Here is a 12,929-nt window from a genome sequence, read left to right on the forward strand (position 1 = left end):
ATACCCCCCTTTCAGGCCACGCCTCGGATCCGCCTTGGGGCGGCTAGTCAACGGTACTATTTAATCCGGCATCCGCGTGACAAAACAAATACTCTGCTTCTATCAAATCAAAAAATGCTTCCCGCCCGGCCAATCCAAGTGAAACTGCATATGATTCAAGATCATCCGGCACTGGTTGGTCAAGCTGTGTTTCAAAATACCACATAACCATAGGTAGGCGCCTGCTTGCGGGACCGCCTCGGGCAGTCAATGATTCAGCTCCCCTTTGTGCCTTGCGATGGGCACGATCCCGCAATTCGGCATAGCTCCCGTCACGGCGCAACTCGCGCAAAAGCGATGACTCAAGGACCGAAGCCCGAGAGGTAATGTGGCCATGCACCCGAGCGGCATCGGCCAGCATCGCCTCGTATTCCTCGACACTCAGATCATTCTCGTCCAGCCATGCCATCAAAGCGGCGCGGCGCGACAGGCCGGCTTTTTGCCTGTGCGCATCCATCTGTGCCATCAGGGCAGGGCGGTCAGGCTCTTCATCCCGCCGATCAGCCTCTTCCCGCGCCAGCAGAGTCAGCGCGGCCCGTTCACGCAGCCGCGTATACATGTCCGGGTTCAGCCTGACTTCGTCGATAACCGCCTGATCGGCCTTCTGATCGGCATCCACTCGGGCACGCAGCCCTTTCCACATCAGCGTTTCTTCGGTCGGTTGCTGCGTCGCCGGGAAGGGAAGGTCGTTTGCCAGATCTTCGGCCATACGCCCAAGCATCTCAATGGCATCACGCGCTTTTGCATCAACCTTGCCGTTTGGCAGCCAGTCCACAAAACTCTGGATATCAGAAAGCCCGTTCAACGCGTCAATTATGTTAGGCCAACTGCGCTGACGATAGTTCATGCCTTTGGCAATCCGCAGAACCTCTGCGGCACGTTCAGCGACCAACATGCCTAGATTATGCGCCTCCTCAACCGTTGCTCGGACCGAGACCATGGGTTCGCTCAATGGCAAATAACCCAATTCTGCCGGGCTGTGCAGGACCGCAACTTCGTCGTCATCCTGCAGGGTTCGGCTGTAGAAATCCTCAAAGATTCGACCCACGCCGATCATACCAAAATCAGCCAACTCTGCCGCGCGCAAAGCACCCATGCTGGCACTGCCATAAACGGGGATTCCCTGATTCATGGCCCAAAGAATCTCTTTGTGCCAGACCGACGGGACGCCCTCAAAAAAGCCGTCTATTATCCCGATCGCGCGCGGACGATCACGTGCCACGCGATATACGTCCCCCTGCCGGACCGGGGGCAAGATCACAGGGTCTAAGCATTGGGCCACAGCATCGGCTGTCAACGTCGGGCCCACAAAAATAACGACACTCATCCGTATGTTTCCATTACACGCTGCGCGCGTTCCCCGGCGATGTAATCGGGGTCGTCATGAGGCGCTTCAAGCCCCGGTATGACAGCTCGGACAACGGCGATCTCATACTCCGGGCGCGATAGATCGACCGTGATCACCTGCGAAATACCTACAGTTTCGAGGCGGGTAGTCAGCAAGTTCAAATCCTCTTGGAATGATCCGGTGGCATATGTCGGAGTATTCGAAAAATCCTGCGTCGCGTCCGAACTGTCTATCTGATTGCGAATATAGGCACATCTTTCTATCTGCGCCTGGTCAGTAAACTCTTCTGGGTCCAGATCATCACGCGCGCCAGAGATATAGGTGAGGCGGGTTTGTGCCGCTTCGGTCAGGGCCCGCAACAAAGCAATGGCGCGATCTGGATGGCAGCCATCACCGATACCGATGTGGCCGTTCTGCCCGTCCGGCTCGCAGATCGTACAGCGGAAACAGGCGATTCCGATGTCCGAGGTGGTGTCCCAGATGCCCAGGTTCAGGCCCGCCGCCTCAACCATGCTTATTGCGTCCTTGCACCTGTCATCATCGATAGTGTCTGGGTGGATCCGTGCTGGCGCGGACTGAAATTGCCACAGTGTGGTGGCATCGCGTTCGATGAGTTCAAAGATCGCATGGCAACTGGCTTCAAACAGGTTGTTGCCGGATGCCAAACCGTTTGTCGTTCTGGGAAAAGCAACCTGCCCACCCATCGGCAAAGACGTATAATCGGTATCGACCATCTCCATTGGAACCCAACGGGCGCAAGTGGAATTCAAATCCCGACCCTCTACCCACAATCTGTTCGCATCAGGATCAAATCGGCCACCAGTCACCCGAGGTAGCTTATCAACATCCACCACCGGCGCATCGCGCGCTATATCGGTAAATCGTGCCAGACGTTGAGGCGCCGTTACCCGTTCCGCGTGCCAGCTTTCGATCGCTTCCATAACCCCCGACGCTTGCGCGGCCGGGACTGACAATCCCTTGCCGAGCGACACCGAAACCGATCGGGAATTCGGGCGCGCAACCATGACCGTGGGCAATCCGATACGATCCAGGCCGGTTAAGTTCGCAATTCGAGTAATGCCCATTTCACGCAAATAGGGCGTTACGATTTCCAATGTTTGGCTGGGGCTTCGCAGGCGATGAGTATCAAGCACATATTGCTTTTCCGATACGTCAGACATGATGCAACCTTGCCAAAAACAAAAGAAATTGGCCACCAAGCGAAAATACATGCCGGTGACCGGATCAGCTCAGGATGGGGGATGATTTCATAGGGGTCAACTCTGCCGCCCATAATTGTCTCAACACGACAATCTACTTGCTGGACGATGATGAGCGCGGGCTGAACCAACTGTGTCCAGCAGCCAGCACCTAAAATCGAATTGCAGCTACGATATTCAAAGGATGTCGCATTATTTTAACATAATCTTCATTCTGCGATATTTACTGCGGGACCGGAAACCCAAAATGTCTCGAAAAGCTGTCAGAAGCGCGCCTTCTTTCGTGCGAAGGTCTCAGGGCAATCGGGAAAGTTGCTCTATTGGGTCAAATTTATAAAATATAATCAATGCAATACAATGAACTATGGTGCGGGTGGAGGGACTTGAACCCCCACGCCTTGCGGCGCCAGAACCTAAATCTGGTGCGTCTACCAATTTCGCCACACCCGCACGACCAGCAGCTGCTGCCGGAATGCCGCTCAATAGCAAAGCTTTTGAACGAGTGCGAGAGGGAAATTGTAGTTTACACGAAGAATATTGATGCCCGTTTCAGAACAAACCCAACCTCTGCTTAGAGGCACCACACGACCCGAAAACATATGAAAGACCGCACGAGCACATCGACCGGAAAGGCCAATGGGCTTGCAGCTGGCCAAGCTTTGCCTGACGCCGCCTAAAACAGAAATCTCGTAGACCAGGCAGACCCAAAATAAGACTATGTGAAACCTAGCGTCCTGTTAAAATTCACCATTGATGAACCTGCCAAATCTAAACACCCTCACGTTGTGCCGTGTTGTTGTTGCCTTTCCCGAAAGCGCACTTTGTTTGGGCGATGGATTCTGTCTCATGACAAGATTTTGCCGAATATGGAGCTGACCACATGTATGTAAAACTATAATTTAATAAATAGTTACACCCCATTTGGGGGCCAGTTATCAAATTCGGCTCGCTGTGAACTTCAGCTGATATGCTCATATTTCTATACGCTTTTTAGTTTAGTAGTGGGCCCGGGCAAGTCCGCAGCCATACTTGCGCCACAATTCAAACGCCAAAAAATCTTATTCGCGTCAAAATAAGACCGCCTTGCCAGTAGTTGATGGGTGGAAAGGAGTTAATGAGTCTTTTGCCTTCGGGCGTCTTACCAGTTCGTTCGCTCAACTCCAGTACAAGGGTCTTTACCGTGACCAACATGATGAACTCTGCATCTGCCGAGCAAGACGCGATTGGTCTTGCACGCGAAAGTTTTCTTGGTGAACTCAAAACCCTGAATCGCGAACACCCGAATACCGGGTTTGGCATCTCGCTGCGCACGCATTCTGGCGGGCATTATTTGCTTGCCAATTCTCGAATGCCTCTGCCCGAGGTCAAATCCCAGGGTTTCCCAACAGGGCGCAGTGTTGCGTGCCTGGAAAATAGCGACTGCTTCAGCTCGATCGAAGTGCTGGCCGATGCCCGCGCATATGAATCGATCACACCAAGCGCCGAAGCCGCAATTTTGGGCAACGCCCTGAACCTGATCGCCCGGATCGATACGCTGACCAGCGCACCTCACGGGCAGATCGAACCTCATATCGCCGCTACAGGAACCGGAGGCTAACCATGGCGCGTAACGATCATCTTTTGTCTGTTGGAAACGAAGCGCTGACCCCAATGACTTCGGCCATGTCGGCATTGACGACACAGATTGACCAACTGACAGAGGTGGCGGACGCGCGCTCCTCGGCACGTCTTGCGACGCTCAAGACACGCATGGAGAATTTCACTGCCAGCGTCACGCTGGTCGGTCAGGTCAAGGCGGGAAAATCTTCGCTTGTGAACATTCTGTCCGCACGCCCTGCCCTGCTGCCTTCGGATGTGAACCCCTGGACCTCTGTGGTTACCACGCTGAACATCAACACCAGAACCCAGGGTGATACAAAATCCCGGTTCACTTTCTTCGAACAAGAGGAATGGGACAATCTGATGGTTGGCGGCGGCCGGCTGGGAGAGCTGGCCAATCGGGCCGGCGCCGACGATGAAATGGACGATATCCGCCGTCAGATCGGCGAAATGAAAGCTAAGTCCGAGGAACGACTGGGTAAGCATTTCGACTTGATTCTGGGGCAAAGCCATCAATACGACTATTTCGATGAGGAACTGATCCAAAGGTATGTGTGTCTGGGTGATGAAGACGACCCGGACATCAACCCCAAGACCGGTCGTTTTGCGGATGTGACAAAGTCGGCTGAGCTGTACATGGACATCCCCCAGTACCCAATTTCCCTCAAGCTGTGCGACACACCGGGTGTAAACGATACGTTTATGGTGCGTGAACAGATCACCCTGCGCAGCCTGCGCGGGTCCGAAGTCTGCATTGTGGTTCTTGCAGCCAGTCAGGCTCTGACCACAATGGACATGGCGCTGATGCGGATCATCGCTCAGTTCGAAAATCGTCAGATTATCCTGTTCGTTAACCGAATTGACGAACTTGCAGATCCGGTCACCCAGGTTCCTGAGATTCGGGATCGGATTCTGGACACGCTGAAACAGAACAATATCGACACCAAGGCAAGTGTTGTGTTCGGCAGCGCTCTGTGGGCCGAGGCCGCGATAACTGGCAATCCCGATATTCTGTCTGAGGAATCCCGGAAAGCCCTTAACACGTTCTATCTGGCGGCCGGGTTTGGCGATCAAGCCCCGTCACTGGACAAGATTTGGGCGTTGTCCGGTTTGCCCGACCTATTGCTGGCGATGAATGAACGCATTGCCGAAGGCGCAGGAACTCGACTTCTGGACCGTGTACGCCACCGGGCGCGTAACATCGCCAGTCAGATCCGGGCGACCGCCGTGGCCAAAAAACTATCCGACAGCGAAGGGATCGTGCGAGAGCTGAACGGGGTAGCACCCGAAGACGCCGTGGCCGAGGTCAACGCAGAATATGAAAAGAAGGCCGCTGAGCTTACTGCTTCCTTGCGCGCGAAAGTGCTTGAGCGTCTAAACTCGGCCGAAGCCAACTTTGTCAAACGTGCCACCGATTCTCTGATCGCGCATCTTGAGCAAAATGGCGAGCAAGGAACGTGGCAGTATGATCCTGCCGGGCTGCGGACCTTGCAAAAAGCGGCCTATTTTAGCTTTGCCCGGTCGATGCGCAAAGAAGTTGGTGCGTTGTATTCAGCGGCAGCCGCTGACATCGAAGCGTTGTATCAAAGCCTGCTGGGCAACCATCTGGGAGAGTTCAGCATCGAGGCACCAATCGTCCCGCGGGTACCACCTCCACTGGGTATCGGACGCACGATTGCCCTGGACTTGCAAAGCACATGGTGGCGCCGCTGGTGGCAACGCCGCAATGGTTTCGAGGCCTATGCGGCGGATTATACGCGCCTGATCACATCGGAGGCGAATTCGATCACCAAGGATATCGAAGAAAACCAGATTGCAGCAGTTCTTGAAAATGTCCGCGCCGCCCTTTCCGACTTTATGCGCGAGCAAAAGGAGACTCTGTTGAACATTTCGGCCTCGGCCGAAAAGGACCCCGGTCGCAGTGCAGCGCTGATGGAGGGGCTGGCCCCTCAGAAATCCCGCGACGATATCCTCGGCGATATCCTGAAAGATCTTAGTAACGAGGCAGCATAAGTAGCGATATGGCAAAAGATTCACAAACCCGCTTCGTCTCTTCAAAAGCATGGGACCGCATTGAAAAATGGTCCCGCAGGAAACCTGTTTTCGCACTTATGGGGGAATTCAGCGCCGGCAAATCAACCTTGATGAACTTTCTGCTGCGCTCGGAGGCACTGCCTACACAGGTTACAGCCACACAGCTGCCACCAGTTTGGTTCAGTTGGGGTAGAAGGTCGGCCTATGTACAACGCCCTGACGGAACTCGCGAAAACATCAACCTGGACCAGTTGGAACAAGTCGGGGTGAATGATGCCCAGTTTATTCGCATATTTCTGGAATCCGACATTCTTGAAGCCGTCGACCTGATTGACACTCCGGGTATTTCCGACCCCAAGATTTCTACTGATGTCTGGCGACGGGCTGTCGGTCAGGCAAATGGCGTTATTTGGTGTACGCACGCCACGCAGGCATGGCGCGAAACTGAACGGGCAACCTGGGTTTCCCTGCCCGAACGGTTGCAACATAATTCATTGCTGCTGGTCACACGTGCAGACGTTTTGGATGTCAAGGATCGCCAAAAGGTCCTTCGTCGTGTGAACCGCGAAGCAGGTCACCTGTTCAACCGTTCGATCCTGTTTTCAGCCCGTGATGCCATCATGGCCCGCGACAAAAGTGGGGACGCCGAATTGTGGACCCGCAGTGGCGGTGGCAAGATGGTCGACAGCTTCCTGGAAATCACAGAACTGATCATGGACAGCCGCGCTCATCAGCTGGCGCGTTATCAAATTGACACCAGCTTGTCCGATGCTCCTCAGGTACACCCGCTGCGCCCGCGGCGCAATTTCTCGAATGTACAGGGAACCGCTCCGCTGAAGCTGGTAAACCCGCTGCATGAGGGAACAGAGCCCGAGGTGGTGACACAATTCCCCGTGCGCCCTGCCCGGGTCGAACTGCGCCCTGATGAGGTTGAACGTGCCCCGCGCATTGACCCACAAGAGGCCGAACGTCTGCGCGCCGACATGACCTCGGGTGCCGAGATCGTAAAAGAAGAAAAAGAAGACGAATTGCGGGCGTTCTTCCGGGAGACCACTCCCGAGGACTCGGACGTTGCCGATCTGTCCGTTGCTCCTACCGAGGATGATGAAACAGACCCACAGGCCGTATCCGTCATTGATGAAACTGACATTGTTGAAGTTCAGCCACTTTCTGCGGAAGCCGAAGTTGCTGAAGAAGAAAACCTGTTCAGTGACGAAGACGAAGCTGACACATTCATGGCCTCTTTGGAGGACCAGCTTACAGATGTTCCGGAGCCCGAAGAGACCGCTCAGGCAGAGCCGGAAGAAACCCCGGTCGAACTTTCCGTATCCTCGATCACAGCGTTGATGGCTGAACAATCAGATGATGCCGAGGATGAGTTCGAACCAGAGCCGGAAACCAATGGCCTGATGAACACTCAGGTTGTTGCCATGCCAGAGAGCAGACCGGAAATCGCTGGCTCGTTTGAAGACATTGTAAACGTGTCCGTCGACACCCCGCTTAGCGCGGCGGCGATGTGGCGCGAGGTCACGGATGGCGAAGACATGCCCACCAACCCAGAAGCGTTGAAGAAGGTATTTCAAGCATTTCTTGAGGAGTTTGACCAAATCAAGGCCGACCACAATGCGCGAAAATCAGATAACGCGGTAAGGCCCATGGCCAATACCTCTGAAGACACGGGTGTTGAACGACATGTACTTTAGCCGTGAGAAACCTAGGAGACAGGGCAACTGATGTCTATCGAAACAGCATTAAACGATGCGATGGCGACCATACCCGACTGCATAGCAGCCGGGTATGTCGACATGAAGACAGGTATGTTGCTAGGCACCCATGTCACAGACTCGGAAAGTGCCGAAGCCTTGGATACTCTGGCCATTGCGGTGGCCAACCTTTTTCAGGGGCGCGGTGTGATCGCGTTTGAGAATCTGCTGCGTTCGACCGACGCCGACGATACGGAAAATCCTGGGTTTGGCGAAATCGCAGTGTTTTCAAAGGATCGGCTGAATATTTTCCTGCGGACCCCGGACTACCCGGACCATGTGGTCTGCTACATCTGTCGCGACAGTGCCAATGTGGGGCTGGCGCTTACTAAATCGCACATAAGCCTAGGGCCGGTTACGGCCGCTGTATAACGGGACCAGAGGGGGTCACGGCATGATGGATACTGACATACTGGACATGCTCGAAGACATCGGGCGGTTGTCGGTCGCCCGTTTGAATCCGACGGTTACATTAGCTGCTGAGACGACTGAGATTCGTCGTGAAAAGATCCTGCGCACCATTCGCGGAACCATTTTGCCGCGCCGGCTGGAATTTACGGCGGCCAATGGCGATTGTCTGGCAATAGAAGTCAACAGCTCTCGGGTAACTGATGTTTTCCGGGTCCGCTCGGGCATGATACCGGATTTTGAAACTACTCCGCGTGAAGAGCTTGCGACCCGCTTGGCCGAATTGGTGTCCGATATTGCAGCAGCCCCTGCCCCGTTGGAGTTGCTTTCTCTGCAGCCGGACACGGCGCTTGAGGTCGATGATGTCGGTGTGACTTTCAGCGAGATTGCAAAGGCTTGCGGCACTATCGAGCTGCCGCCCGAGACGGTCGTTTCTTTGGTTCCCGACACGCCTGCCCCGCAAGAAACAGATATTCCAGCGTCCGCCGCCGGGGCGACAGCAGGAACCATTGCCAGCGCGTTTTTTGATGGCGCTGAACGGTTCGCATTGGGACGCGCCGAAGTTTCCGTGGACGGTGCAGCCATCTCGCGGCTCGAAGGAGTATGCGACGTCGGGCAACCCATGCACGCCGATCAGGATCTGCTTCGTCAGTTTGCACAGGATCTTGTTGGGTGGGACGGTGACGCCGCCACCGCGCTGGATCATCCTCAGCTGATTGTAATGCGGCCTTCAGGGGGCAAAGGGGATGCGCTTGCCGTTCTGCATGACGGGTCACAATTTGCGCTGGCCATTCATGAAGCGCGCAAACTGGGAGCCGTCGTAAACCTTTGGAAATCAGTTACGGGATCGGAAAAATGATCCGGTGCCAACAGTTCAATTTTTCAACGAATTCGATCCGTGAAATAAAGTAGTCAGGGTATGTGTTATGAGTGAGAATAATCGTCGCGAGTTACTTCGTATAGCCAACGAGATGAAAGGCGTCAGCAATGACGAAACCGGGCAGTTTATCTCTCGGATCATTGGTGATCTTTCGAACCTGAAGCCCTCGATTGCTTTTGTTGGTCAGATCAAGGCCGGCAAATCCCGACTGATCAATGGTTTTACCGGACAGGCCGAATATCTGCCGTCGGATGTGAACCCTTGGACAACCGTAATCACTGATATGCATTTCGGCCACCCGTCGGGCCGGACGCAAGGTGCCGAGTTCCATTTCTTCGACAACCGTCAGTGGCAGTCCCTGATTGCCGAAGGCGAAGAGCTGCGCAACATGTTCCCCGATGACGAGGACAGTTATAAGCGCGAGATGATCGAAGAACAGGTCGACGCAATGAAGACCCGCGCCAAGCTTCGGCTGGGCGATAGCTATGAACAGCTGCTGGGCCAACATCATGATCTGGAAGACCTGAATTCGGATGATTTGGCACGTTATGTTTGCGCAGGCGATGACCCGACCGAGGGTGGGACACATGATCCGGCATCGGACCGGGGCCTTTACAGCGACATCACCCGAAAGGCCGAGGTCTATTTTGACATCGGACATTTCCCATTTCCGCTTACGGTCACCGATACACCCGGCGTAAATGACCCTCTGTTGATCCGCGAAGAGATCTCTCGCCAATACCTCAAAGAGTCCGACTTCTTTGTGGTTGTCCTGTCGGCGCATCAGGCGCTTTCTCGGGCGGACTTGAAACTGTTCCGCCTAATGCAAGCGCTGGAGTTGGGCCAGATCGTGGTTTTTATCAATCGCGTGGACGAATTGGGAAATGGTGCCGAAGATGCCTTCAAGGTGCGGGCCGATGTTCTGGACGGGCTTGAGAAGGCGCTTGGAAACTCGAACATTGACGTGCTGACCGGCAGTGCCCAATGGGCGCATTACGCCCTGACCGGTGACGAAGCCGGTATCAATCACGACGATGTCCTGGCCTGGCTGCGCGCGCACCCCGATCAGATGAAGCAATATCTGGACGGTGTCGAAGAGATCAAACAAGGCCCCGGCCCGATCAGCCGCGAAGGTGTTTTGCGCTTTGCCGCTATGATCGCCTCCGGGTTGCCCGATCTGCGCCGGCATGTGACCCGAGCGCTGACAGAAGGCCCGCGCGATGAACAACTGCGTATGGCCTGGCAGCATCTCAACAGCTTTGCCCAAGGTGAATTGGACCGGTCCAAAGCGCATCTGCGCGCGATCGAGAACGACACCACAACCTCGGCAGAAGACGCTGGTGAAAACAACAGGATATTGGCCGATCTGCGGAACTCGGTCAGCGACAAGACCACCAAGATCATTGACGAAATGGATGACGTCCTAGCCAACCTGAGAGGCGTAATGGATGACACCGTGGCCGAGGCCGTGTCGGGCGTTGTTCGCGGCCCGAACGGAGATTCTCCGCTGTTGTCGAAAACCGGAGAAACCGAGCTGAATTTCACTCCGCTGCGTGACCGCATGCGCGAACTTGTTCAGGGGGCCACCCAAGTTGTCCGCCAAAGAATGCTGAGCGAGCTCTACGCAATCGACATGCAAAGCAATGCCACGCTGCGGGCTCTGCCCGGCTGGCAGGACGCAACCGACAACCGGATGAACACCAGCGCAGTTCGCTGGTTCCGTCCGGACACGTCCGCTTTGACCCGTGGCATCACTGTCGAACTTCGGGTAAACTGGTTGTCCCGGCTGATTTCGCGTAAAAGTGTCGTGTCCCGTGCCGAACGCATGATCGTTCAGGAGTTTGAGATGATCGGAGATGATCTGGTGGATACCGCCCGCGGTGATTTGACCGAGCGGCTTAATACCGTGCTGGACCATTATCTGGCCCTGCTCGCCACACATCTTGAACATCGTGCCGGAACCGGCGAAACAAATGCCCGGGCCGAGGCGCAAGCCGCCTTCAACCACGCACAACATATTTCTGACGAGCTGGGCACCCTATTCAGCCAGCATCAAACAGATGAAAGACTAGCAGAGGCAGCGGAATGATCGAATTTCCCGGAACCGACAAGGAAGTGAGGCAGCTCGAGCGCTTTCTGACCGCGACCGAAAGCCTGCCGAGCGACGTGGCGCTCGAAGATATGCGCGCCCGTGCCTTGGCGCATGCCGAACGCTTGTCAAACGCGGTAAATATTGGATTCGCCGGAGAATTTGGGGCGGGAAAATCCAGCCTGGCCAACATGCTGGCCGGGGCAGATATTCTGCCTACCGGGCCGCAACATCTGAAACTGCCGCTCGTTATTGTGGCATATTCCGAAACCCCCGAAACAACTGTCGGGTGGTGGGACCGTGAACCTAAGGTCTATTCTGGAATTGCACTTGAAAAAGCCGCCAAAGACGAACCCGACTTTATCTCTGTTGGATTGAACACCCCTGCCCTGCAAGAGATATCGCTCTACGATCTGCCTGGGTCAGGCGCTTTGGATGATACCTATAAACCGACGCTCGATCTGCTCAAATTTGTGGATTGCGCAATCTGGTGCACCAACGGCACAAATGCATGGCGCGAAACGGAACGCCATCTTTGGGCTAAGGTTCCGGAAGAGTTGCGAGCAAACAGCATATTGGCTGTGACACATACAGATTTGCCTCCGGTACGCGACGCGCTTGACCGGGTGTTGGCCCGCTTGAACAAAGAAAAGCGCAATATGTTCCGCTCGGTTGTGCCGATCGGCACCCCAGTGGCTGTCCGTGCCATGGCGCAAGAGCCAGAACCGGATTTCGCCCTTTGGGAAACCTGCGGTGGACAGGGGCTGGCCGAACAGGTGCTTGATATTGCTTCGAACCGGCGACAGGCAGACCTGAGTTCGGCGCGCGAAGATCTGGAACAGCACTTTCTGCCCTATCTGAAATCGATTGACGTTCAGGTGCCGGACATAGCCGCCCTCGACGCGCCCTCTATGCAGGCTACGCTGGAAAACGTGCTACCCCCTATCGACAATCCGATCCTGGAAGACTGGCTTGCCGCAATTGCCAGTATCTATGAGGACCTGCGGGAAACCTCAAATATGGAGCCTGCGGCTTTCCTGCAAAGCTGTCAGGAAATCGTTGAGGATTTCGCCGAGCGCCTGGAAAACGATGGCGAGATTGACCCGACGGCGGATTGGATTCCGGGTGAGTTCGAAAAGGCCACGGACTTGTTGCTTTTGCTTCAGTTCGAAAGCGGCGTTGCGCCACTGAAGGATGCGATTAGCATCCTGGCACAGCTGAGTGACAACCTTGCTTGGGCCGGCAGCCGGGTTGAATCGGCACAGCCAAAGACCGGAACCTGAAATTTCCGCTCAAGGCTGAGCGGCAATTCCGCGAATCGTAGATGCGATTCCTACGAATCTATTGTTTCGAATTTGTAGACCAATCCTTAAGAATTTGTTTTTAGCTTTCGATTTTATCACAATATATTTCTATATGTAGTATAAATTGCCATGTATACACTACATATAGATCAATCGCAAAAACGATCCTTAGTGAAGCCATCAGGCGGCCCCAATAAAGTCAAATTTGAATCGTCTAACCGACTTGAGTGTCCTGCGGTTGTTTT

General features: G+C 54.7%; 9 protein-coding genes and 1 tRNA gene. 7 read left to right on the forward strand and 3 right to left on the reverse strand.

The genetic code is table 11. The annotated features are described in order from the left end of the window. Window positions 1–43 precede the first annotated feature (43 nt). From AC2FH2_RS07665 to AC2FH2_RS07675, 3 genes are all read right to left on the reverse strand, one after another. Window positions 44–1,366, reverse strand: coding sequence for a TfuA-like protein (locus AC2FH2_RS07665; RefSeq protein ID WP_496823253.1), 1,323 nt, complete (start codon window positions 1,364–1,366; stop codon window positions 44–46). Next, entirely contained in the window at window positions 1,363–2,568 is a 1,206-nt protein-coding gene (locus AC2FH2_RS07670) for a YcaO-like family protein (RefSeq protein WP_142636285.1), read from the reverse strand. Before AC2FH2_RS07670 ends, AC2FH2_RS07665 begins: the two co-directional genes overlap by 4 nt. 404 nt (window positions 2,569–2,972) lie before the next feature. Then, a tRNA-Leu gene (locus tag AC2FH2_RS07675) sits at window positions 2,973–3,057 on the reverse strand. A gap of 664 nt (window positions 3,058–3,721) precedes the next feature. Between AC2FH2_RS07675 and AC2FH2_RS07680 the strand changes: the two genes are divergently transcribed. The 7 genes from AC2FH2_RS07680 (at window position 3,722) to AC2FH2_RS07710 (ending at window position 12,663) form a co-directional block, all read left to right on the forward strand. Further along, window positions 3,722–4,204, forward strand: coding sequence for a hypothetical protein (locus tag AC2FH2_RS07680; RefSeq protein WP_246097206.1), 483 nt, complete (start codon window positions 3,722–3,724; stop codon window positions 4,202–4,204). Window positions 4,205–4,206: 2 nt separating this feature from the next. Next, window positions 4,207–6,219, forward strand: a complete 2,013-nt coding sequence (locus AC2FH2_RS07685) for a dynamin family protein (protein WP_142636261.1) — start codon at window positions 4,207–4,209, stop codon at window positions 6,217–6,219. Between the two features lie 98 nt (window positions 6,220–6,317). Next, entirely contained in the window at window positions 6,318–7,943 is a 1,626-nt protein-coding gene (locus AC2FH2_RS07690; protein ID WP_496823254.1) for a dynamin family protein, read from the forward strand. Window positions 7,944–7,973: 30 nt separating this feature from the next. Continuing rightward, window positions 7,974–8,375, forward strand: coding sequence for a hypothetical protein (locus tag AC2FH2_RS07695; protein ID WP_142636257.1), 402 nt, complete (start codon window positions 7,974–7,976; stop codon window positions 8,373–8,375). Between the two features lie 22 nt (window positions 8,376–8,397). After that, the gene (locus AC2FH2_RS07700; protein ID WP_496823255.1) at window positions 8,398–9,270 is read left to right on the forward strand and encodes a hypothetical protein; all 873 of its coding nucleotides are present in this window, start codon (window positions 8,398–8,400) and stop codon (window positions 9,268–9,270) included. A 67-nt stretch (window positions 9,271–9,337) separates the two neighbouring features. Further along, window positions 9,338–11,380: a dynamin family protein gene (locus AC2FH2_RS07705; protein ID WP_496689350.1), complete on the forward strand. Its 2,043-nt coding sequence runs from the start codon at window positions 9,338–9,340 to the stop codon at window positions 11,378–11,380. Next, the gene (locus tag AC2FH2_RS07710; RefSeq protein ID WP_271948831.1) at window positions 11,377–12,663 is read left to right on the forward strand and encodes a dynamin family protein; all 1,287 of its coding nucleotides are present in this window, start codon (window positions 11,377–11,379) and stop codon (window positions 12,661–12,663) included. The genes AC2FH2_RS07705 and AC2FH2_RS07710 overlap by 4 nt, the downstream gene beginning before the upstream one ends. Window positions 12,664–12,929: the final 266 nt, after the last annotated feature.

Source organism: Ruegeria sp. YTSA105 (genome assembly GCF_059610225.1).

What these genes read in the sequence shown, in the direction of transcription:
- AC2FH2_RS07700 (WP_496823255.1), top strand. Translation starts at nt 8,398, where the DNA reads ATGATGGATACTGACATACTGGACATGCTCGAAGACATCGGGCGGTTG.
- AC2FH2_RS07690 (WP_496823254.1), top strand. Translation starts at nt 6,318, where the DNA reads ATGGGGGAATTCAGCGCCGGCAAATCAACCTTGATGAACTTTCTGCTG.
- AC2FH2_RS07710 (WP_271948831.1), top strand. Translation starts at nt 11,377, where the DNA reads ATGATCGAATTTCCCGGAACCGACAAGGAAGTGAGGCAGCTCGAGCGC.
- AC2FH2_RS07665 (WP_496823253.1), bottom strand. Translation starts at nt 1,366, where the DNA reads ATGAGTGTCGTTATTTTTGTGGGCCCGACGTTGACAGCCGATGCTGTG.
- AC2FH2_RS07685 (WP_142636261.1), top strand. Translation starts at nt 4,207, where the DNA reads ATGGCGCGTAACGATCATCTTTTGTCTGTTGGAAACGAAGCGCTGACC.
- AC2FH2_RS07695 (WP_142636257.1), top strand. Translation starts at nt 7,974, where the DNA reads ATGTCTATCGAAACAGCATTAAACGATGCGATGGCGACCATACCCGAC.
- AC2FH2_RS07670 (WP_142636285.1), bottom strand. Translation starts at nt 2,568, where the DNA reads ATGTCTGACGTATCGGAAAAGCAATATGTGCTTGATACTCATCGCCTG.
- AC2FH2_RS07705 (WP_496689350.1), top strand. Translation starts at nt 9,338, where the DNA reads ATGAGTGAGAATAATCGTCGCGAGTTACTTCGTATAGCCAACGAGATG.
- AC2FH2_RS07680 (WP_246097206.1), top strand. Translation starts at nt 3,722, where the DNA reads ATGAGTCTTTTGCCTTCGGGCGTCTTACCAGTTCGTTCGCTCAACTCC.